The organism is Neobacillus niacini (assembly GCF_048572935.1).
Taxonomy (GTDB): domain Bacteria; phylum Bacillota; class Bacilli; order Bacillales; family Cytobacillaceae; genus Neobacillus; species Neobacillus niacini.
On record NZ_CP183883.1, the window covers coordinates 884,229 to 905,944 of the forward strand.

Sequence of the window (21,716 nt, forward strand, 5' to 3'; positions counted from 1 at the left end):
CAACTTGGCTTATTCCGGCTGCTCTTTTAATTCGTCTTTTTTTGCTCCTCTTGAATCAATTCCTGCAGTCTTCCTTTGGAATGGAGAATACTTGCCTGATAAATCCCATTTGCAATGGTTTTTGCCATTTTCATTACCAGGTTTAATCGGGTATTTTGTAAGACAAAAAACTCCATAAAGCCACTCACGTTGACAATCCCTGTTATGTGGATATCACCGACTGCCGGAAGCTCTTTGTTTACACCCGCTCCAGGTTTAACAGGTCCGTCACAAACCTGAATCACGCCAACATTCTTCATTCGGCCTAAACAAGCATCGATACCAATAATATAGGGATTATGATGTTTTAATGCTATTTCCTTTAGCCGATCCCCCAAATTTACCGCATGAACGGGTTCATCTAACGTACCGTAAACATGAAATGATGGTACGTCCTTCTCCTCTAAAAATGATCCAACAAGTGGTCCTAATGAATCTCCGGTCGAGCGGTCTGTTCCGATACAAACAAATACGATTGGACGATGAGAAGCTGGAGGCAGGAACTTAAGCAATTCCATAGCTAAATTTTCAACAGCCTGAAAATCATCATGGGGTATCCGCCCAGCATTGGCCCTCCTATCAAAGAAACTAGGTTTCAGATTCATACGTACACTCCTTAATTGTGATCATTATTTGTTTGCATATTTTTACTATTATACGGAAAATTCCGAAAATCTATACATGGGTTCTCAAAGATATTCCCGTTGAAAAAGGAAATAAATCACAATACTATGAACTATAAGGGAAAATTGATAAAATAAGTGTGATTCACCAGGGTCAGAGGAAAGGATGTTATTATGACTTCTACACAAAGGATTATTCAAAGATATACGGATAAATTCCAAAATGAAGATACATGGATGGCCATAGGGGAAGGTTTATTAAAAATAATTGTGATTATGATTGTGGCTAAAATCTTAATTAAATTGGGAAGTATGGCCATTGATAATGTTTTTAAACTAAGAACTCGATCTCCGCTTAAGACATCAGAACGAAGGGAAGAAACATTAGCAAAACTTCTTGATAATGTTCTTACATATGTGGTTTATTTTATTGCTATTATGATGATCCTCTCTGTCCTAACGATTGATGTAAAAGCTTTAATTGCAGGTGCAGGGGTTGTTGGGCTCGCCGTTGGTTTTGGCGCACAGAGTCTTGTAAAAGATGTCATTACTGGTTTCTTTATTATTTTTGAAGATCAGTTTTCAGTAGGGGACCATGTAAGAATTGACCAGTTTGAAGGAACTGTTCAAGCTATTGGTTTAAGAACAACAAAGTTAAAAAGTTGGACGGGAGAAGTTCACATCCTTCCGAATGGAAGTATCATTCAGGTGACGAATTTCTCTCTAAATAACAGCCTTGCAATTATCGATATATCCGTTGCTTATGAAGAGGATATAGAAAAAACGCAGAGGATTATAAGGGATTTACTTGAAAAAATGCCCGAACAATACGAGGCCTTAACAAAGACACCTGAGCTTTTAGGCATTCAAACGTTAGGACCATCAGAGATTGTATTACGAGTTGTTGCAGAAACATTGCCAATGAAGCATGCAGCTGTTTCTAGGGATATAAAAAGAGATATCAAACAATGTTTAGATGAGCATGGAATTGAAATTCCATATCCACGTATGGTCATGTACTCAAAGAATTCTGGAAATATCAATGAACCTAGTGTTTAAAAGGAGAGGTATTCAATGGAAGAAAAAGAATTTGGGTTAAATGATGTCGTAGAAATGAAAAAACAGCATCCATGCGGAACCAATCGCTGGAAGATTATTCGTATGGGAATGGACATTCGGATCAAATGTGAGGGATGCGAACATAGCGTAATGATTCCAAGACGTGAATTTTCAAGGAAAATGAAGAAAATATTGGTGAAGCATGAACAATAGTTTATGCTTCTTTTTTTTGGTTAACTGTATTATTCTAGTTAAAAAGTAGAGATTGTTCTGGGGGTGGAGTAGTGGCAAGTATAGTGAAATCGGCGTGTCCGTTGAATTGCTGGGACAGCTGTGGTTTTCATGTAACGGTAGAGAACGATAAAGTAATAAAAGTTGAAGGTGATCCCTCCCACCCCATTACTAAGGGGAAAATTTGCGGCAGGGGCAGAATGCTAGAAACAAGGACGAATTCACCTGAACGGATTCTATATCCTTTAAAAAAGGTGAACGGAGAATTTAAGCAAATTCCATGGGAACAGGCTCTTGATGAGATTGCCTTACAGTTGAAGGAAATAAAAGAAGAATATGGTTCAACAGCTGTCCTCCATAGTCATGACTATGCGAACAACGGGGTACTAAAAAATCTAGATCAACGTTTTTTTAATGCTTATGGCGGGGTAACAGAGCTTTATGGTTCCCTCTGTTGGGGTGCTGGAATTGAGGCGCAAAAGTGGGATTTTGGCGACGCTTATGCCCATGAACCAGAGGATGTTTTAAAAAGTAAAAACATTGTCATTTGGGGAAGAAATGTAGCGCGGACAAATATGCATTTTTATGAAAGACTCCTTGAAGCAAAGAAAAAGGGAGCAAAGATTTATGTTATTGATCCATTATTCAATGCAACTGCGAAAATAGCAGATGAATATATATCCGTAAAACCTGGAATGGATGGTTTACTGGCTGCAGGAATCATAAAGGAAATTCTACATTTAGGACTTGAAGATCGTGCATTTATTGAACACTATTCATATGGCTTTGAGGATTTAGAGAAGCTGATTGAGAGTATTTCTATAGAAAAAATTAGTAAAATGACGGAAGTGTCCGTAGAGCAGATACAGCTATTAGCAAACGTCTTTGCTGATAAACCTACCTCTACGTTTATGGGACTTGGTCTGCAGCGTTATAAAAATGGCGGGAATACAATTCGCTTGATTGACGCTCTTGCAGCGATAAGCGGCAATATTGGATTACCTGGCGGTGGTGCTAACTACGCTAACCTGCAAGTAGGGCAAAGCTTTGATATTTCAAAACTAACGCTCAGCAACCGGAGGGAGAAACATCGACAGTTTTCAATTATGAAGCAGGCCGAGGAAGTGCTTTCGGCAACGGATCCAGAAATTAAAATGATTGTGGTAACCTGTGGGAATCCTTTAACACAGGTGCCGGATTCATCAATCGTAGAAAAGGCTTTTTCATCTGTTTCAAAACTGGTTGTGATTGAGCAATTTATGACAGATACCGCTCGACTAGCAGATTATATCCTGCCAACCACCACTGTTTTTGAGGAAGAAGATCTTTATTATTCTTCTATGTATCACCATTATGTGAATTACGGACCGAAGATCGTTCCAGCTCCTGGAGAAGCGAAGTCTGATTTATGGATTTGGACACAGCTTGCTGAGAGACTAGGATTTGGGGACGATTTTCGGTTTTCAAGAGATCAGTGGCTGGAAATGTCTTTACAGTCATTATCTAAAAAAGGACTGTCACTTGATAAACTGAAGGAAAACCATAACATAGAATTGCCAGTCAAACCAGTTCCGTGGGATGATTTCCAGTTTAAAACGCCATCTGGAAAATATGAGTTTACAGCTATAAATAAGGGTGCCCTGGGACAGCTGAAGTTAGCTGTACCGGAAGAATCAAAATGGAACAAACCAGAGCTAGCTAAGAAATTTCCTTATAACTTATTAACCATTCATCCACTAAGATCAAACCATTCGCAAAACTACCATCTTTTTTCCAAATCAACTCAGCTAAAGGTTGAGGTTGCTAGAAATATTGCGGATGAACATCACCTGATGGATGGTGATTCGGTACGAGTTTGGAATGATCGCGGTGAAGTTAAAGGATATCTTTCAATTCTGCCAAAGGCACATCCTAACACTATAAACATTGATGAAGGAATTTGGAAAAGGTTCGGCGGTTCTGTCAATAATCTGACCTCAAGTGGAGAGTCTGATAACGGTCTTGGCAGCACTTTGTATGATTGCCTTGTGAATATTGAAAAAATAACGAAACTGTCGCAGTAGGCGGCAGTTTTTGTTTGTCCAGCTCCAGCGACTAGGGACTTGTCTTATGCTTATCGCCCCTGACCAGTCGCTTCCGCTTTCCTTATTCCCTTGTCTTTTTCGCTAGTTATCTCTATAATTGTGAGAGGCTTTTTAATAATTTATGGACGTTATTTCTATTAATAGATATATATCTTGAGGAGTGAAAATAAATGGCATTAACAGCTGGAATCGTAGGTTTGCCTAACGTTGGTAAATCCACATTATTTAATGCAATTACACAGGCGGGGGCTGAATCAGCCAATTACCCATTCTGTACCATTGATCCTAACGTAGGAATCGTAGAAGTACCTGATCACCGCTTAACAAAACTAACTGAACTTGTGCAGCCGAAAAAAACAGTTCCCACCGCTTTTGAATTTACGGATATTGCAGGAATTGTAAAAGGCGCAAGTAAAGGTGAAGGACTCGGTAATAAGTTTTTATCACACATCCGTCAAGTGGACGCTATTTGTCAGGTTGTCCGCTGTTTTGCAGACGATAACATTACCCACGTATCAGGAAAAGTAGATCCTATTTCCGATATCGAAGTCATTAACTTAGAGTTAATTCTTGCTGACATGGAGTCTGTTGAAAAAAGAATTAGCCGTGTTGAAAAATTAGCGAAGCAAAAAGATAAAGAAGCTGCAGCGGAATTTGAAGTGCTTTCTATGCTACGCGAAGCTTTTGAAGCTGAAAAGCCAGCTCGTACGGTTGAATTTACCGATGAACAAATGAAAATTGCCAAAATGCTTCATCTTTTAACCATTAAGCCTGTTCTATATGTAGCAAATGTTGGTGAGGACGATGTCGCGGATCCATCTGGAAACGAATATGTACAAAAGGTTCGTGAATTTGCAGCAGCAGATAATGCTGAAGTAATCGTAGTTTGTGCAAAGATTGAGGAAGAAATTGCTGAGCTAGAAGGCGAAGAAAAGCAAATGTTCCTTGAAGAGCTTGGAATTGAAGAATCAGGTCTTGATCAATTAATTCGTGCTGCCTACAACTTGCTTGGATTAGCAACGTATTTCACAGCTGGTGTGCAGGAAGTTCGTGCATGGACATTCAGACATGGCATGAAAGCTCCACAATGTGCGGGAATTATTCACTCTGATTTTGAACGTGGATTTATTCGTGCCGAAACAGTTTCATACGAGGATTTATTAGCTGCAGGAAGCCATAATGCTGCTAAAGAAGCTGGGAAAGTCCGTTTAGAAGGAAAAGAGTATATAGTAAAAGATGGAGATGTTATTCACTTCCGTTTTAATGTGTAGAATTGTCAGCCTTGCGTTTGCAAGGCTTTTTATATGGGAAGAATTCTAACGTGTAGGCTGTGTAAAAGCAAAATCTATTATTAGCACTCTGTTGATTTGCGTGGAAGGCACGAAGACTCCTGCGGGAGACCCCACAGGCGCTTTTGCGCCGAGGAGGCTCCCCGGACCGCCCGCAGAAAGCGAAGTGCCTCGTGACAGGCAAAGACCGCCTGTCCCTGCGAAGATTATCCAAGAAGCATTCCTTAGTGGAGCGCAAATCAACAGACCTATTAACACAGCCAGGAGGAAAATATAGAAATAGTGAACAGCCTTGCTTTTCATCATTAACTATGATAAAATCTTAACTTGTGAGTAATGAATAATTGCTCCTTGCCCAAAGTGGGCCGTTTAGACCAAAAGGAGGTGACTGTGATGAATAAGTACGAAATCATGTACATCATCCGCCCAAACATTGAAGACGAAGCGAAAAAGGCTCTTGTAGAGCGTTTCAACGGAATTCTTCTTGAAAACGGTGCGGAAACTGCTGAAACAAAAGATTGGGGTAAGCGTCGTTTAGCTTACGAAATCAACGATTTCCGTGATGGTTATTACGAAATCGTAAAAACGAACTCTTCAGCTGACGCGGTACAAGAATTTTCTCGTCTTGCGAAAATCAGCGAAGATATCATTCGCCATTTAGTAATTAAAGAAGAAGCTTAATATAAATACATTTTGGTTGAATGTTTCACATGAAACATTCTCCGAAAAGAAAAGGAGTTGATTCTGATGATGAATCGTGTCGTGCTTGTTGGCCGTTTAACGAAAGATCCTGATTTGCGTTATACACCAAACGGGGTTCCTGTTGCTACCTTTACTTTAGCTGTTAACCGTCCGTTTTCTAGTCAGTCAGGTGAGCGTGAAGCAGACTTTATTAATTGTGTTGTTTGGCGTAAACCTGCTGAAAATGTGGCAAACTTCTTGAAAAAGGGCAGTCTCGCAGGAGTGGATGGCCGCATTCAAACTCGCAACTATGAAGGACAAGATGGTAAGCGTGTTTACGTTACTGAAGTTCAGGCAGAAAGTGTTCAATTTCTTGAACCGAAAAATGCGTCTGGCGGCGGTGGCGGAAGAAGCGACAATGATTACTTCGGCGCTCCTCCTAGGGAACCGCAAGGAAATCCTTATGGCGGCGGCAATCAGAATCAACGACAGTATCAAAACAATAACAATAACAATAATAAGGGTTTTACAAAAGTGGATGATGATCCGTTCTCAGGTAACGGTCAGATAGACATCTCCGATGATGATCTACCATTTTAATGTAAACTTTTAAAAATCGTTAATCATTTAATAAAGGAGGGAATTTTCATGGCAGGTGGAGGACGTAAAGGCGGACGCGCGAAGCGCCGTAAAGTGTGCTATTTCACAGCAAATGGCATCTCACGCATCGATTATAAAGATGTAGATTTACTTAAAAAATTCATCTCTGAACGTGGAAAGATTTTACCACGTCGTGTAACTGGTACAAGCGCTAAATATCAGCGTAAACTAACTGTTGCAATCAAACGTGCACGTCAAATGGCATTATTACCATTCGTTGCAGGTGAATAATAAAGCGTTAGCGCCTAGGCGCTGGAGCTAGAATAAGAAATGACTAAAGGCAGCTGGGGTTTCCCTTGCTGTCTTTTTATTTTATCTTGCAGATTTGTTGAATAGGAGAGCGGAACTGGCTAAAATTAAGGAATAGGCTTTTTGAAATAATTGGGGTGAAGTAGTGAAAAATGTTCGAAAACTTACTGAAGGGGCTATTCTATTAGCTGCCTTTGCTGTTTTATTATTACTAACGATTTATGTCCCGTTTCTTGGGATGATTGTAAATTTATTTTTAGCAGTACCATTCATGCTATTTGGGGCGAAGAATGATGGGAAGAGTATCGTTGTTTTTATTATTGCCTCCCTTCTCCTTTCGTTTATTGTAGGAACCATTATGTCACTGCCATTAACACTTGCATATGGGACAACTGGTGTCGTAATTGGCTACTTAATTCAGAAACAGAAGAACATGGGTGTATTATTCATCACGGGGTCTCTAGTCTTTTTAGTTAATTTAATTATTATTTACGTGGCAAGTATCGTTCTTTTTAAGGTCAATATGATTACTGAAATGATTGAAATGATGCGAGAATCACTTAACGTTTCAGCTGACTTACTAAAGAATTTCGGGAATACACAGGACGCGGAGAAAGTGATGGAACAATTTAATAATGGATTAAACCTAGTTAAAACTTTAATCCCAACTTTATTTGTTCTCTCTTCCTTTTTTATTGTGTTCGTTATGCAGCTTATATCCTTCCCCATCATAAAAAGATTCGGGGTTAAGGTGGAAAAGTGGAAAAGTTTTAAAGAGATAACCTTACCAAAAAGCATATTATATTACTTTCTTCTTACTTTGCTCGTTAGTATGGTGATGAAACCAGAAGAGGGCACATTCTGGTATATGGCGATTATTAATTTGACCTATATCCTACAATTCTTGATGATCCTGCAGGGCTATACATTTATCTTTTATTACTTCGACAAAAAGGGTTTTTCGAAAGCCATTTCTATTACAATAGCGATTGTCTCTTTTCTCATTCCAATTTTCCTTTATATTGTAGGGATATTAGGTATAATTGATTTAGGCTTTGATTTACGAAAAAGCTTTAATAAAAAAGAGTGATGACTACTGTTTAGGAGCTGAAAAAATTGCCTGCATTTATTGAAAAACGCTCGATTCGATACCCTTTTTACGGGCTGATAGGCATTACAGTAGTGCTGCTCATTGTCCTGGCCTACTATAATTGGATACTTAGTTTGGTGGGATTGTTTCTTATCATTCCGACGCTGTACTATATGATAGTCATTGAATCCAGCCAAAGGAAAGAGATGGAAGAATATATCTCAACCCTTTCATACAGAGTGAAAAGGGTTGGCGAAGAAGCACTAATGGAAATGCCGATTGGGATTATGCTCATAAATGATGAGTATTCTATAGAGTGGACAAATCCTTTTTTATCTTCTTATTTCGATGAAGATACCCTTATTGGGAAATCTCTATATGAAATAGCTGATACGCTGATACCGTTAATTAAACAGGAAGTAGAAACAGAAATTATTACTCTTCATGAACGAAAGTTTCGAGTCATTCTTAAAAGTGAGGAAAAGCTCCTTTACTTCTTTGATGTCACAGAACAAAAGGAAATTGAAAAACTTTATCATGATGAACGGACTGTAATTGCGACTATCTTTTTAGACAATTATGATGAGTTAACGCAAGGCATGGATGACCAAATGCGTGGAAGCATTAACAACATGGTTACTTCAACTCTAAATAAATGGGCCCAGGAAAATGGTATTTTTATTAAAAGGGTTTCATCTGAACGATTTATTGCTGTCTTTAATGAAGCAATTCTGCAAATATTGGAAAAGGGCAAATTTACTGTTCTTGATGAAGTCAGAGAAATGACTTCAAAGCAGAATATATCCTTTACATTAAGTATTGGCGTAGGAGCTGGAACCCCTTCGTTGCCTGAATTAGGCGTATTAGCGCAATCAAGCTTGGACCTGGCTCTAGGTAGAGGCGGCGATCAGGTTGCGATCAAACATCCTAACGGCAAAGTGAAGTTCTTTGGCGGCAAAACCAATCCAGTTGAAAAACGGACAAGGGTCCGTGCCCGCGTCATTTCCCATGCACTAAAGGATTTAATTACTGCTAGTGATAAGGTAATTATTATGGGACATAAAAATCCCGATATGGATTCAATAGGGTCCTCTATTGGAATCTACAAGGTTGCTCAAATGAACCAAAAAGATGCCTACATAGTTTTAAACTCACAAGAAATGGATGGTGCTGTCCATAGGCTGATGGATGAAATCCGCCATCAAGAGCAATTATTTTCTCGATTTATTGGTCCGGAAGAGGCATTGGAAATTTCAACAGAAAAAACATTATTAGTGGTCGTTGATACCCATAAACCTGCCTTAGTGATTGAAGAACGACTACTGAATAGAATTGATAATGTGGTTGTAATCGACCATCACCGCCGCGGGGAAGAATTTATTGAAAATCCAGTCCTTGTTTATATGGAGCCATACGCCTCTTCTACAGCAGAGCTAGTTACTGAATTTCTTGAATATCAGCCAAAACGCGGTAAAATAGAAATGATAGAAGCAACTGCACTGCTTGCAGGAATTGTGGTGGATACGAAAAGTTTCACCTTACGAACAGGTGCTAGAACCTTTGACGCAGCTTCCTATTTAAGAGGTCAAGGGGCAGATACCATTCTCGTTCAAAAGTTCCTAAAGGAAAGTGTTAATACGTATATAAAAAGGGCTAAATTAATTGAATCGGTTGCATTTTACCGGGACGGAATTGCCATTGCCAAAGGCGGCGAAGATGAGCTTCATGACCAAGTCCTTCTAGCCCAAGCGGCAGATACGCTCCTGACTATGGATGGGGTAGCAGCCTCGTTTGTCATTGCAAGGCGTAATGAAGGGCTAATTGGAATTAGTGCCAGGTCGCTCGGCAATGTCAACGTTCAAGTAATCATGGAAAAACTCCAAGGCGGCGGACATCTGACAAACGCAGCCACCCAGCTGATGGGGATTTCCATAACAGAAGCAGATAGACAATTAAAGCTGGCAATTGAAGATTATTTTGAAGGTGGGAAAAAGGAATGAAGGTAATTTTTCTAAAGGATGTAAAAGGAAAAGGAAAAAAAGGTGAAATTAAGAACGTTGCTGATGGTTATGCACATAATTTCTTAATTAAGCAAGGCCTAGCGATCGAAGCAAACAATACGAACATCAGCACGCTTGAGGGACAAAAGAAAAAAGAAGACAAACGTGCGGCTGAGGAACTTGCTGAGGCAAAAAAGCTTGGTGAGCAGTTAGATAAAATAACTGTAGAGTTATCCGCGAAGGCCGGTGAAGGTGGCCGCCTATTTGGATCGATTACAACAAAGCAAATTGCAGAAGAACTTCAAAAGAAACACGGAATTAAAATCGATAAACGAAAAATGGAATTAGCAGATGCCATTCGTACCTTAGGTCATACAAAGGTTCCAGTTAAACTTCACCATGAAGTTCTAGCTACGTTAACCGTTCATGTTAAAGAGGTAAAGTAATTTCCAGTTCAAATTTCAGATAAACATGTTAAAATAATAAAAGTTGATGAGGAAAAAGCGAACTGACTTTTTCCAAAGTGATGTGATCGGTCTAGACTGGTCACTTTTCTTCATTATGGACATAATTAGGTTTTTAAAACTATTAATATATTTAATTATCCTCTTCACAATAGGAGGTCTTTGATAGATGAATGATTTATATGCAGATCGTCTGCCACCGCAAAATATTGAAGCCGAACAAGCTGTCTTAGGTGCTATTTTCTTAGAGCCCGCTGCTTTAACTGTGGCTTCCGAAATCTTGATACCAGAGGATTTCTATCGTGCCTCTCACCAAAAAATATTTAATGCGATGCTGAAACTGAATGATGAAGGTAAGGTAGTTGACCTTGTAACGGTAACTGAGGAATTAGCTGCAGCGAAACTAATCGAAGATACAGGCGGAGTAAGTTATTTAAGTGAATTGGCAAGTTCTGTGCCGACAGCAGCTAATATCGAATATTATGCTAGAATCGTAGAAGAAAAATCTTTGCTCCGACGATTAATTCGGACAGCAACTGAGATTGCTTCGGACGGCTATGCTCGTGAAGACGAGGTCGAGGCACTTTTAAGTGAGGCAGAAAAAAATATCCTTGCTGTTGCACAGCGCAAAAATGCTGGAGCCTTCCACAATATTAAAGATGTCCTTGTTCGTACGTATGACAATATTGAGCAAATGCACCAGAATGCTGGGGAAATTACGGGGCTTGAGACAGGATTTATTGAGCTTGATAGAATGACAGCTGGTTTCCAGCGCAATGACTTAATCATTGTTGGTGCACGTCCTTCCGTAGGTAAAACCGCGTTTGCTTTAAATGTTGCGCAAAATGTTGCACAAAAAACAGGTGAAAATATTGCCATCTTTAGTCTTGAGATGGGCGCAGAGCAGCTAGTCATGCGTCTCTTGTGTGCCGAAGGGAATATTGATGCACAAAGACTTCGTACCGGTACACTAACAGATGATGACTGGGGCAAACTGACGATGGCGATGGGTAGCCTTTCCAACACAGGTATCTTTATTGATGATACGCCAGGGGTAAGAATAAGTGATATTCGTTCTAAGTGCCGCCGCTTAAAACAGGAGCATGGCTTAGGGATGATCCTAATCGATTACTTACAGCTTATTTTAGGTAGCGGTCGTTCTGGCGAGAACCGTCAGCAGGAAGTATCAGAAATTTCCCGTTCTCTAAAGCAATTAGCTCGTGAGCTCCAGGTCCCAGTTATCGCCTTATCACAGCTTTCTCGTGGCGTCGAGCAGCGTCAGGACAAACGTCCAATGATGTCAGATATCCGTGAATCTGGTTCGATTGAGCAGGATGCCGATATCGTTGCCTTCTTATACCGTGATGACTACTATGACAAAGAATCAGAGAATAAAAACATCATTGAAATCATTATTGCCAAGCAACGTAACGGTCCGACTGGCACAGTTTCACTGGCGTTTGTAAAGGAATATAATAAATTCGTTAACTTGGAGACGCGGTATGATCCGAGTGCTTAGTTTTTAGAGAGTCCAGCCAAGCTTTTGGCTGGGTTTTTTTATAGGGTTTTGTTCAAAAAAGGCATTCGTGACCATTTTTCATGAAAAACGAGATTAGCGGTAACGAATAGAAAAAGCTACTCCTTTAAACAGTAATAAGATGATCTACTATGTCTATTCAGGGTTAGGTGTTTCCTTAAAATACGTCTAATTGTTTTTTTTGACTTTATTATTCCACACCAATCATAAATAGAATCAACAGTAATTTTCTTATCAGGAAAAAGTAATGTAAATTCCTTTACATTCCTCAAAACTGCTGCCTCTACTTCCTCTTTGCACCCGCACTTCTGACATATCAGCTGCTCATCTGAGAAAAAGGTATTACAGTTGTTTGGGCAGATTATTCCCTTTTTTATTTTTCGTAAGAGTATTCAGGTAATCGTGTATAAGGGGACTCTTCTTGGTGCTGGTCTACTAATTGTTGCGCTAAATGATAGTATTTTTTATGAAGTTTAACAGGTTTCATATTTAATTTTTTCAAGAAGCGGTTATGCTGTGCTGGATATATAATTGTAGGGTGGATTGAGGTTGTAAATAAGAGGAATTCGGTATGATTGAAGATTAAATAGGATTCGATTGGATAGTGAAAGCCCAGAGCATTCATCAATTTTTGAAGTAAGGTCTCACAACGTTCAAGTTGGTGTAATGGGTTCTTTTGAAGGGCACCTGCGGGGTTATACCATTTATCATCTTTGATCGAGTAATCTCCTTCAAAATATTTAACATCTAAAAGGTAAATTTTTTCGTAAGCAATGATTAAGGTATCAATTTGAAATTTTGAACCATGATATTCAAATAATAAATCATGGAGAATGAGCCATTCTTCTGTTAGTCCCTTAAGCCAAATATCGCTTTTTAACTCTCCTTCGTAGCCCTTTGCAAGGTTATTGTAATTTAATGCCTGATCGTAGGAGAACTCCATTCGAGACTTTAAATATTTTAATAGGGTTAATTCTAGCTTTTCTGGCCGCGCTCTAAATAACATATAACACTTCCTCATTAATATTTTAAAAAAACTCTAATACCTATTTTATGGAAATCCCTCATCCAATACAAGCTAGTTTCATAAATTAATATTTTACGAACATATTTTAATAACTTAATAGAAATCGTTCGTGTTTTATTGACTTTTAGCAGTAAATATTGTTAAACTTGTCTGTGGGAAAAAGAAATGCGTATATAATTTGGAGGTGCCTTTATGACATCAGTAGTGGTAGTTGGTACACAGTGGGGAGACGAAGGAAAGGGTAAAATTACCGATTTTCTTTCTGAGAATGCAGAAGCAATTGCTCGTTATCAAGGTGGAAATAACGCGGGGCATACCATTAAATTTAATGGAGAAACATACAAATTACACCTTATTCCATCTGGTATTTTTTATAAAGAAAAGATCTCTGTGATTGGGAATGGAATGGTAGTAGATCCGAAAGCTCTTGTTGCTGAGCTAGCTTACTTGCATGAAAAAGGAATTACTACGGATAATCTTCGTATCAGTAATCGTGCACATGTTATCCTTCCTTACCATTTAAAGCTTGATGTTGTGGAGGAAGAAAGCAAGGGTGCCAATAAAATTGGAACAACCAAAAAAGGAATTGGGCCTGCTTATATGGATAAAGCAGCTCGTGTCGGCATCAGAATCGCTGACTTACTTGAGCGCGATGTTTTTGAAGAAAAGCTTGAACAAAATCTTGCTGAAAAAAACCGTTTATTTGAACGTATTTATGAGACTACAGGGTTCACTAAAGAGGAAATCTTAGACGAGTACTATGAATATGGACAGCAAATTAAACAATATGTTTGTGATACATCTGTCGTATTAAACGACGCTTTAGATGAAGGCAAACGCGTTTTATTTGAAGGTGCACAAGGCGTTATGTTGGATATTGACCAAGGTACTTACCCATTTGTAACTTCTTCAAACCCAGTTGCAGGCGGCGTTACGATTGGTTCAGGTGTAGGTCCTTCCAAAATCACACATGTTGTCGGAGTTTGTAAAGCCTATACCTCTCGTGTAGGTGACGGACCATTTCCAACTGAATTACATGATGAAATTGGAAATCAAATCCGGGAAGTTGGCCGTGAATATGGTACAACGACAGGACGTCCACGCCGTATTGGCTGGTTTGACAGCGTAGTTGTCCGCCATGCCCGCCGTGTCAGCGGTCTTACCGACCTATCTTTGAATTCAATTGATGTATTATCAGGAATTGAAACGTTGAAGATTTGCACAGCTTACAGCTATAAAGGTGAATTAATTACTGAATATCCTGCGAGCTTAAAGGTATTAAGTCAATGTGAGCCAGTTTATGAAGAGCTTCCAGGCTGGACTGAGGATATTACAGGGGTTAAATCATTAGATGAATTGCCTGTTAATGCACGCCATTACGTTGAGCGTGTAACGCAGCTTACTGGAATACCATTAACAACTTTCTCTGTAGGACCAGATCGCAATCAAACGAATGTTGTTCGCAGTCCTTGGAGACAAATTTAAACATAGAAAAGCCCTCAATTTCAGAGGGCTTTATCTTTTAAAAAAACTTTTTTTAAAAAAGTATTGCACTATATGTATAAACCATGCTAATATAAAAAGCGTCGTCACGAACGAGGCACACTAGTACGAGCCATTAGCTCAGTTGGTAGAGCATCTGACTTTTAATCAGAGGGTCGAAGGTTCGAGTCCTTCATGGCTCATCAAGTTATTTTTGTAAGAAAATAACTTTCAATATATGGCCCCTTGGTCAAGTGGTTAAGACACCTCCCTTTCACGGAGGTAACACGGGTTCGAATCCCGTAGGGGTCATGGTAGTTGATTGTTGGCAAGCGACTGGCAAGTCTGGTCTCCTTGCTAACGATCAATATAAAAAATGGTCTGGTAGTTCAGTTGGTTAGAATGCCTGCCTGTCACGCAGGAGGTCGCGGGTTCGAGTCCCGTCCAGACCGCCATACATATGGCTCAGTAGCTCAGTCGGTAGAGCAAAGGACTGAAAATCCTTGTGTCGGCGGTTCGATTCCGTCCTGAGCCATTATAAAGGGGAAGCTTACAAATTGTAAGCTTCTTTTTTATTTGTAACAATTGTAACGCTTATGTAATAAAATAACCAAATATTTACAGTGTCTTATCGAAGTGTGTCTTTATTTGTAAAATATGGTCATAAACTAATACTTTTACAAAACATTGGTATAATAACTTTTACCTACTAATATAGGAGAAATATCATAGATTAGCACCTATCATTACAACTCCTATGGATGTAGTAAAATGTCAGGTATTATACAATTTTGTTACATTATCAAGACTAATCGTTATTTTTTTAAAAATTATGGTAAAGTTATAAAGTAGAAAAAGAGGGAAATTTCTTTTGTAGTGATAAAGTACTAGATTTAGAGAGTTGTTTCCGTAATTTAGGAGGATTCCAATGTTATTTTTTAATAAAGGAAGTAAATCAAGTAAATTCGTGAAAAAACAATCCTTGAAAACTGCTGTTATGACAGCGTTTACCGCTTCCACACTATTCATTAGCAGTGTTTCAGCTAGTGCTGCAGGATCAATTAAGTTAACAACGGTGTACCATGTATACCATAATCAACAATATATAGGCACTGTTTCGAATAAAGAGGTTGTTGAAAAAATTGTCGAAGAAAAAGCAGATCAGTTTCAAGAATCCACTAAGGATTTAAACCTAGAATTTGGCTCGGATATTGAGTACATAAAAGAACAGGTTTTTCATTCAACAGCAAATGATACAAAAACGATTCAAGACCTTGAGAGTGTTATCCAGCTCCAAGCTGAAGCTTCCTCCATCGTCATCGATGGACAGCCGGTTGCTTTCTTAGAAAACCAAGAAACTGCAGAAGATGTTATTAATCGGCTTAAACTTAATTATGTAACTCAAGCTCAACTAGATGAAGTAGAAGCTAGAAAATCTGCACCTATAACAGAGTTACCCGCATTGAAGGAAAATGAAACTCGTATATTAGACGTAAGAGTATCTAAAAATGTTTCATTTGATTCAGAAAAAGTAACGCCAGACAAAATTATGTCTGCTGAAGAAGCAGCTACCTTTTTACAAAAGGGGACGTTAGAAGAAAAGAAATATGCTGCCCAGCCTGGTGATGTTCTAGGAACGATTGCCAATAATCATGGCTTAACTTTAGCAGAATTTCTTGCATTGAATCCAGGTCTTACAGAGGGGTCTGTTGTAAATATTGGCCAAGAGGTTAATGTGACAGCTTTAAAGCCATATCTTGAGATTATTGTTGAGAAAGAAGAAAATCGAAAAGAAGCTATTCCGTTCGCAAATCAAGTAGTAGAAGATGGTAATATGCCAAAAGGCGAAACAAAAGTACAGCAAGAAGGTAAGAATGGAGAACGTTCTGTAAATTATCGTGTTTCAACACAAAATGGTGCAACCATCAGCAGTGTAGTCACAAGTGAGACGGTACTTGCAGAGCCCGTTAATCACATTGTTGTAAAAGGTACAAAGGTGATTCCTTCACGTGGTAGTGGCAATCTTGCATGGCCAACTGTTGGAGGTTATATATCCAGCCAGCAAGGTCAAAGATGGGGCAGAGCCCACAAAGGAATTGATATCGCTAGACCTAGCAATCGAACCATAAAGGCAGCTGATAATGGTAAGGTCGTATCTGCGGGCTTTGATAACGGCGGCTATGGCAACAAAATTGTTATTGATCACCAAAATGGTCTGCGCACCGTATATGCTCACCTGGCATCCATTAATGTTAGTGTTGGACAAACGGTTTCACAAGGCTCAGCTATTGGTGTAATGGGCTCAACTGGAAACTCAACTGGAGTACATTTGCATTTTGAAGTGTACAAAAATGGGGCCCTTCAAAATCCATTAAATTATGTTCATCAATAATTAAACAATACAAAAGAGTCTCTACTAGTACTAGAGGCTCTTTTGGTGTTAAATACTACTAATAGATGAATTACAGTTGAAACCATGGTAAAGTAAATTAGAGTAGAAATGCCATTTAACTGATTCAATAGATTATTTAAAAACAAAGGAGCAATGGGTATGGAAAAGAAAATTCTCGTAGTGGATGATGAAAAACCGATTGCGGATATTTTGCAGTTTAACTTAAAAAAAGAAGGTTACGATGTGTACAGTGCTTATGATGGAAATGAAGCACTGGCCATGGTAGAAGAAGTCCAGCCAGACTTAATTCTTTTAGATATTATGCTGCCATTAAAGGATGGAATGGAAGTTTGCCGTGAAGTCCGTAAGAAATACGATATGCCGATTATTATGCTGACAGCAAAAGACTCAGAAATCGATAAAGTATTAGGTCTCGAGCTTGGTGCAGATGATTATGTGACAAAGCCTTTCAGCACAAGAGAACTAATTGCAAGGGTAAAGGCAAATTTACGCCGTCATCAAGTGGTTGTCTCTCAAGCAGATGAAGAAGTCGAAACAAATGAAATTGAAATTGGCTCCCTTACGATTCATCCAAATGCATATGTCGTTTCAAAACGCGGTGAAACAATAGAATTAACACATCGTGAATTTGAATTGCTCTACTATTTGGCTAAACATATCGGTCAGGTTATGACAAGGGAACACCTGCTGCAAACCGTATGGGGCTATGATTATTACGGTGATGTCCGAACAGTAGACGTAACGGTTCGCCGTCTGCGTGAAAAAATCGAAGATAATCCAAGCCATCCTACATGGATCGTTACCCGCAGAGGAGTGGGCTACTATTTGCGTAACCCTGATCAGGAGTAATGCCCCACATGAATAAGGTTAGTTTTTTTCGCTCTATACACGTAAAATTTGTCATTATCTATGTCCTGCTTATTTTAGTGGCGATGCAAATCATCGGCGTTTATTTTGTCAGGCAGTTAGAAGATACATTAAGGACAAATTTTCAAAATTCCTTAAAGGAACGTGTTAATTTACTTGCCTATAATGTAGTCGAAGAGATGGAAAAGAAAAGAACGCCTGAAGACCCTACTCTTGAAGAAGAAATCAGAAAAATACTGCGTGATTTTGAATCGGCAGATATATCTGAAGTGAGTGTAATAGAGGGTAAGACTAGAAAGATTATTGGGACATCAGATCCGAATCAGGGTGTCGTAGGACAACGTACCACGGAACTCCTCATTACCCAATCCCTTAATTTAGAGGAAGATCAAAGTAATATTCGAATTGAGCCCCATAACCTTCATCGTATTTGGGTACTATCTACTCCAATTAAGTCGGGGGATAAAGTAATTGGTGCCATCTATCTTGTGGCAAAAATAGAAAATGTTTTTACCCAAATGAAAACCATTAATGGGATATTTGCCACAGGCACTGGTATTGCCTTAGCGATTACAGCGATATTAGGAATACTTCTCGCCCAGACGATCACCAGACCAATTGTTGATATGCGAAAGCAGGCATTGGCGATGGCAAAGGGGAACTTCTCGCGTAAAGTCAAAGTATACGGTCAGGATGAAATCGGTACTTTAGCGATGACCTTTAACAATTTAACAAAAAAATTGCAGGAAGCCCAGGCAATGACCGAAGGAGAAAGAAGAAAGCTTTCTTCTGTTTTATCGTATATGACAGATGGTGTTATTGCGACTGATCGTAAAGGCAGAGTGATTCTAATTAATGATCCAGCGGCAGAAATGCTGAATGTTTCACGTGAAACAGTTCTCTCACAGCCAATCGTTTCTTTATTAGGGCTAACGGATACCAATACATTTGAAGATTTATTAGAGGAAAAAGAATCGTTAATTCTTGATTATAGTACGAAAAAGGAACCTTATATCCTCCGTGCCAATTTCTCAGTCATTCAAAAAGAGACGGGTTTTGTTAATGGTTTGATTGCCGTCCTTCATGATATAACGGATCAGGAGAAAATTGATGCGGAAAGAAGAGAGTTTGTGGCCAATGTATCACATGAGTTACGAACTCCGCTTACAACGATGAGAAGTTACTTAGAGGCATTGGCAGACGGTGCATGGAAGGATGAAGAAATTGCGCCCAATTTCCTAGAAGTAACGAGGACGGAAACAGAAAGAATGATTCGATTGGTCAATGACCTCCTTCAACTCTCTAAATTGGATAGCACGGATTATCGACTTAACAAGGAATGGGTTAACTTTGTCGATTTTTATCATCGAATCATCGACCGGTTCGAAATGGCCAAGCAGCAAAATGTAAGCTTCAAAAGGCAGCTGCCGGACCATGCTATTTTTGTAGAAATAGATGAGGATAAAATGACACAAGTTCTTTACAATATCATCTCAAATGCAATGAAATATTCTCCCGAAGGCGGTCAAATCACTTTTTCGATTAAAGAGGAAGAAGAAAAAATTATTGTCAGTGTTTCGGATCAAGGTGTAGGGATTCCAAAGGAGAATATCAGCAAAATCTTTGATCGTTTTTATCGTGTTGATAAAGCAAGAACGAGAAAGTTAGGCGGTACAGGATTAGGCTTGGCCATTGCAAAAGAAATGGTAAATGTTCATGGCGGTATGATTTGGGCTGCCAGTGAAGAGGGAAAAGGAACGGAAATTTCTTTTTCACTGCCATATGAGCAAACGGAAGAGGATGAATGGTCATGAAATATGAAAATAGTAAATCAGCGATCTTAACCTTTCTCGTTCTGGTTAGTATTGTTTTAACTTGGAATCTTTGGACGTACCAGCCCAATTTTGACATTATGAAAAATAATAATTATGTGGAAGAAGTAACGTTAAAAGAAAAACTCGATCTTCACCAAATTATTAGTCCGGACCTTGTTCTTTTTCATCGAGAAGACCAGCATTTTGGGACCACAAATGCAGTAGATCTTGATAAAATTATGAGTGAAATAAGAGAATGGTCTATCTATGATGTAAAAGATTATTCGGAAAATGTAAGGGACATTAAAGAATTAGTTCATGGAAATGGAAATGCTGAACTTGTATTTCCAGCAGATGTGCCTATCGAAATCTACCGAAGTGTATTAAAATTTGAGGAGAAGAAAATTCCTGCTTTCAATTTTAATCGCATTGTTATTAATGTTGAGAATTCAGAAAAGGCAAACGGTACGGTGTACTTTGTTTCTTCTGATTATCAGCAAGTTTATATTAGTCATATTTCACCAAGTTTATTAAACGATTTTAACCGTAACTTTTTTAGAAATGCTGAGCAGTACCAGCCTTATTTCTCCTTTGACGCTTCACAACAACGGAAGGTCTTTATCCCTGATGGAAAGCTGGAAATGATGGAATTCACCTATTTACCTGTGGTGTTAAACTCAGAGGCGTTCAAAGAGGCATTGTTTAGTGACCCCAATTTCGTACAAAGGGGCACTGTCTTAGGGGTAGAAGAGTTTAGTGACGTCTCAAGTAAGATGACAGTTAATAATGATACCAATATGCTGCTCTATGTGAACCCTACAGGAGGGCCCAATTATGTGGACAACTCTTATGATTTATTAAAGAGAAGTATTGATTTCATTAATGGACATGGAGGCTGGACAGACCCTTATCGTTATGTAGCAAAGGATGAAAAAAGAAAATCTGTTAAATTCCGTTTATATAGTATCGATGGCTATCCCGTCTTCAATGAAAGCGGGATGTCAGAAATTGAAGAAGTATGGGGCAGAGATGAAATTACGAAATACGTTAGACCTAATATATCTCTAGAGCTTCCATTAACTACAGAAATGGTAAAGGTAACCCTTCCATCCGGTACTTCTGCATTGGAATTTCTCAAAAGCCGAAAGAATTTTAAACCGGAATTATTAGAACAACTCGTTTTAGGATATCGGATGTCAAAGGACACAAGCGAAAATAAACTGATTCTCCTAGAGCCGGCTTGGTTTTATCGATATAACCAAACATGGGGACAAATCACGAAGGAAGACCTGGGGGGATTGCTGCGTGGATTGGAGTAAAATAAAAACGATCTTTATCATCACGTTTTTGATTTTAGACGTCTATCTCTTGTTTCAATTTATGAAGATCCGGGACGCTAATAAATACGAATACATTACACCAACCTCCATTGAAGAAATGCTGGAGGTAGATGAAATTAGCTATAAGGAACTGCCAAAAGGTCCATTTAAGGATCAGTATCTAAGTGCAAAGCCAAAGTTGTTTACGAAGGATGATACAACGAAACTAAAGGGACAAACAACGTCTCTTAAGGAACCTAGCACGTCTTTGCATGTCAAATTAGATAAACCAATTCCTTTAAACGCAAAATTTGAGGCAGCTGATATTACTGCTTTTATAAAGGATAATGTTTTGTATGGAGACCACTATCAATTTTGGAAGAAGGATGATAAGAAAAACATCATCACCTACTTTCAACATTATGAGAATATGACGTTATATGAAAATTTAAGCGGCATGCTTACATTTCATATTGACGACAATAACCAAATTGTATCTTATGAACAAACGTATTTAGAGGATATTGAAAAAATGACAGAAAAGGAGGAAATCCTCCCTCCTTTAAAGGCATTAGAAACCTTACACCAAAAAGGTGTGCTGAAGCCAAAAAGTAAAATTACAAAGGTTGAACTGGGCTATTCCTCATTAATTCAGCTTTCAGCTTCACAAGCGTTAGCGCCAACATGGCGTTTTGTGGTGGATGATCATGAAAGTCTGTTTGTCAATGCATTAGAAGGACAGATTATAGAATTTAACAGCGATGAAAATAGGGATGTGGAGTGAAATC

At 38.8% G+C, this 21,716-nt stretch carries 19 protein-coding genes and 4 tRNA genes; 21 read left to right on the top strand and 2 right to left on the bottom strand.

Features of this window, described 5'->3' with window-relative positions; all coding sequences use genetic code 11:
* Positions 1 to 26: 26 nt before the first annotated feature.
* Entirely contained in the window at positions 27 to 644 is a 618-nt protein-coding gene (yyaC, locus tag ACN6MT_RS04210) for a spore protease YyaC (RefSeq protein ID WP_419954855.1), read from the bottom strand.
* A 192-nt stretch (positions 645 to 836) separates the two neighbouring features.
* Here yyaC and ACN6MT_RS04215 point away from each other — a divergent pair, with 192 nt between their 5' ends.
* From ACN6MT_RS04215 to dnaB, 11 genes are all read left to right on the top strand, one after another.
* A complete protein-coding gene (locus ACN6MT_RS04215; protein ID WP_063255169.1) occupies positions 837 to 1,721 on the top strand; it encodes a mechanosensitive ion channel family protein in 885 nt (294 codons plus the stop codon).
* Positions 1,722 to 1,736: 15 nt separating this feature from the next.
* Positions 1,737 to 1,934: a DUF951 domain-containing protein gene (locus ACN6MT_RS04220; RefSeq protein ID WP_045519309.1), complete on the top strand. Its 198-nt coding sequence runs from the start codon at positions 1,737 to 1,739 to the stop codon at positions 1,932 to 1,934.
* Positions 1,935 to 2,005: 71 nt separating this feature from the next.
* Complete coding sequence (locus tag ACN6MT_RS04225; protein ID WP_419954856.1) at positions 2,006 to 4,015, top strand: molybdopterin-dependent oxidoreductase; 2,010 nt, start codon at positions 2,006 to 2,008, stop codon at positions 4,013 to 4,015.
* Positions 4,016 to 4,206: 191 nt separating this feature from the next.
* Positions 4,207 to 5,307 carry a redox-regulated ATPase YchF gene (gene ychF / locus ACN6MT_RS04230; RefSeq protein ID WP_063255171.1) on the top strand — a complete coding sequence of 367 codons (1,101 nt, stop codon included), beginning with the start codon at positions 4,207 to 4,209 and terminating at the stop codon, positions 5,305 to 5,307.
* Positions 5,308 to 5,718: 411 nt separating this feature from the next.
* Positions 5,719 to 6,006 carry a 30S ribosomal protein S6 gene (gene rpsF / locus ACN6MT_RS04235; protein WP_063255172.1) on the top strand — a complete coding sequence of 96 codons (288 nt, stop codon included), beginning with the start codon at positions 5,719 to 5,721 and terminating at the stop codon, positions 6,004 to 6,006.
* Positions 6,007 to 6,072: 66 nt separating this feature from the next.
* The gene (gene ssb, locus ACN6MT_RS04240) at positions 6,073 to 6,606 is read left to right on the top strand and encodes a single-stranded DNA-binding protein (RefSeq protein ID WP_063255174.1); all 534 of its coding nucleotides are present in this window, start codon (positions 6,073 to 6,075) and stop codon (positions 6,604 to 6,606) included.
* A gap of 48 nt (positions 6,607 to 6,654) precedes the next feature.
* Complete coding sequence (gene rpsR / locus ACN6MT_RS04245) at positions 6,655 to 6,897, top strand: 30S ribosomal protein S18 (protein ID WP_063255175.1); 243 nt, start codon at positions 6,655 to 6,657, stop codon at positions 6,895 to 6,897.
* A 163-nt stretch (positions 6,898 to 7,060) separates the two neighbouring features.
* Positions 7,061 to 8,005: a YybS family protein gene (locus tag ACN6MT_RS04250; RefSeq protein WP_063255176.1), complete on the top strand. Its 945-nt coding sequence runs from the start codon at positions 7,061 to 7,063 to the stop codon at positions 8,003 to 8,005.
* A gap of 26 nt (positions 8,006 to 8,031) precedes the next feature.
* Entirely contained in the window at positions 8,032 to 10,005 is a 1,974-nt protein-coding gene (locus tag ACN6MT_RS04255) for a DHH family phosphoesterase (protein ID WP_419954857.1), read from the top strand.
* Positions 10,002 to 10,451 carry a 50S ribosomal protein L9 gene (rplI, locus tag ACN6MT_RS04260; protein WP_063255178.1) on the top strand — a complete coding sequence of 150 codons (450 nt, stop codon included), beginning with the start codon at positions 10,002 to 10,004 and terminating at the stop codon, positions 10,449 to 10,451. Before ACN6MT_RS04255 ends, rplI begins: the two co-directional genes overlap by 4 nt.
* A 187-nt stretch (positions 10,452 to 10,638) precedes the next feature.
* Complete coding sequence (dnaB, locus tag ACN6MT_RS04265; RefSeq protein WP_419954858.1) at positions 10,639 to 11,988, top strand: replicative DNA helicase; 1,350 nt, start codon at positions 10,639 to 10,641, stop codon at positions 11,986 to 11,988.
* A 391-nt stretch (positions 11,989 to 12,379) separates the two neighbouring features.
* On the opposite strand, the gene ACN6MT_RS04270 is transcribed toward dnaB, so the two are convergent.
* Positions 12,380 to 13,012, bottom strand: coding sequence for a nuclease-related domain-containing protein (locus ACN6MT_RS04270; RefSeq protein WP_419954859.1), 633 nt, complete (start codon positions 13,010 to 13,012; stop codon positions 12,380 to 12,382).
* A 213-nt stretch (positions 13,013 to 13,225) separates the two neighbouring features.
* Between ACN6MT_RS04270 and ACN6MT_RS04275 the strand changes: the two genes are divergently transcribed.
* From ACN6MT_RS04275 to ACN6MT_RS04320, 10 genes are all read left to right on the top strand, one after another.
* Positions 13,226 to 14,518: an adenylosuccinate synthase gene (locus tag ACN6MT_RS04275; RefSeq protein WP_063255182.1), complete on the top strand. Its 1,293-nt coding sequence runs from the start codon at positions 13,226 to 13,228 to the stop codon at positions 14,516 to 14,518.
* A gap of 127 nt (positions 14,519 to 14,645) precedes the next feature.
* Positions 14,646 to 14,718, top strand: a tRNA-Lys gene (locus ACN6MT_RS04280).
* Between the two features lie 37 nt (positions 14,719 to 14,755).
* Positions 14,756 to 14,827, top strand: a tRNA-Glu gene (locus ACN6MT_RS04285).
* Between the two features lie 66 nt (positions 14,828 to 14,893).
* Positions 14,894 to 14,970, top strand: a tRNA-Asp gene (locus ACN6MT_RS04290).
* A 7-nt stretch (positions 14,971 to 14,977) separates the two neighbouring features.
* Positions 14,978 to 15,050, top strand: a tRNA-Phe gene (locus ACN6MT_RS04295).
* A gap of 393 nt (positions 15,051 to 15,443) precedes the next feature.
* On the top strand, positions 15,444 to 16,907 hold the full coding sequence (locus tag ACN6MT_RS04300) for a peptidoglycan DD-metalloendopeptidase family protein (protein ID WP_419954860.1): 1,464 nt from the start codon (positions 15,444 to 15,446) through the stop codon (positions 16,905 to 16,907).
* A 159-nt stretch (positions 16,908 to 17,066) separates the two neighbouring features.
* Positions 17,067 to 17,777, top strand: a complete 711-nt coding sequence (gene yycF, locus ACN6MT_RS04305) for a response regulator YycF (protein ID WP_063253923.1) — start codon at positions 17,067 to 17,069, stop codon at positions 17,775 to 17,777.
* A gap of 8 nt (positions 17,778 to 17,785) precedes the next feature.
* Positions 17,786 to 19,609 (top strand): cell wall metabolism sensor histidine kinase WalK, encoded by a 1,824-nt coding sequence (gene walK, locus ACN6MT_RS04310; protein WP_063253924.1) that lies wholly within the window; start codon positions 17,786 to 17,788, stop codon positions 19,607 to 19,609.
* Positions 19,606 to 20,928, top strand: coding sequence for a YycH family regulatory protein (locus ACN6MT_RS04315; RefSeq protein WP_419954861.1), 1,323 nt, complete (start codon positions 19,606 to 19,608; stop codon positions 20,926 to 20,928). The genes walK and ACN6MT_RS04315 overlap by 4 nt, the downstream gene beginning before the upstream one ends.
* On the top strand, positions 20,915 to 21,712 hold the full coding sequence (locus tag ACN6MT_RS04320; protein ID WP_063253926.1) for a two-component system regulatory protein YycI: 798 nt from the start codon (positions 20,915 to 20,917) through the stop codon (positions 21,710 to 21,712). The genes ACN6MT_RS04315 and ACN6MT_RS04320 overlap by 14 nt, the downstream gene beginning before the upstream one ends.
* Positions 21,713 to 21,716: the final 4 nt, after the last annotated feature.

Excerpts from the sequence above, each read along its gene's own strand:
- dnaB (WP_419954858.1), top strand. The coding sequence starts at position 10,639 with ATGAATGATTTATATGCAGATCGTCTGCCACCGCAAAATATTGAAGCC.
- ACN6MT_RS04300 (WP_419954860.1), top strand. The coding sequence starts at position 15,444 with ATGTTATTTTTTAATAAAGGAAGTAAATCAAGTAAATTCGTGAAAAAA.
- yyaC (WP_419954855.1), bottom strand. The coding sequence starts at position 644 with ATGAATCTGAAACCTAGTTTCTTTGATAGGAGGGCCAATGCTGGGCGG.
- rplI (WP_063255178.1), top strand. The coding sequence starts at position 10,002 with ATGAAGGTAATTTTTCTAAAGGATGTAAAAGGAAAAGGAAAAAAAGGT.
- ACN6MT_RS04215 (WP_063255169.1), top strand. The coding sequence starts at position 837 with ATGACTTCTACACAAAGGATTATTCAAAGATATACGGATAAATTCCAA.
- ychF (WP_063255171.1), top strand. The coding sequence starts at position 4,207 with ATGGCATTAACAGCTGGAATCGTAGGTTTGCCTAACGTTGGTAAATCC.
- ACN6MT_RS04220 (WP_045519309.1), top strand. The coding sequence starts at position 1,737 with ATGGAAGAAAAAGAATTTGGGTTAAATGATGTCGTAGAAATGAAAAAA.
- walK (WP_063253924.1), top strand. The coding sequence starts at position 17,786 with ATGAATAAGGTTAGTTTTTTTCGCTCTATACACGTAAAATTTGTCATT.
- ACN6MT_RS04275 (WP_063255182.1), top strand. The coding sequence starts at position 13,226 with ATGACATCAGTAGTGGTAGTTGGTACACAGTGGGGAGACGAAGGAAAG.
- ACN6MT_RS04315 (WP_419954861.1), top strand. The coding sequence starts at position 19,606 with ATGAAATATGAAAATAGTAAATCAGCGATCTTAACCTTTCTCGTTCTG.
- ssb (WP_063255174.1), top strand. The coding sequence starts at position 6,073 with ATGATGAATCGTGTCGTGCTTGTTGGCCGTTTAACGAAAGATCCTGAT.
- ACN6MT_RS04270 (WP_419954859.1), bottom strand. The coding sequence starts at position 13,012 with ATGTTATTTAGAGCGCGGCCAGAAAAGCTAGAATTAACCCTATTAAAA.
- rpsR (WP_063255175.1), top strand. The coding sequence starts at position 6,655 with ATGGCAGGTGGAGGACGTAAAGGCGGACGCGCGAAGCGCCGTAAAGTG.
- yycF (WP_063253923.1), top strand. The coding sequence starts at position 17,067 with ATGGAAAAGAAAATTCTCGTAGTGGATGATGAAAAACCGATTGCGGAT.
- rpsF (WP_063255172.1), top strand. The coding sequence starts at position 5,719 with ATGAATAAGTACGAAATCATGTACATCATCCGCCCAAACATTGAAGAC.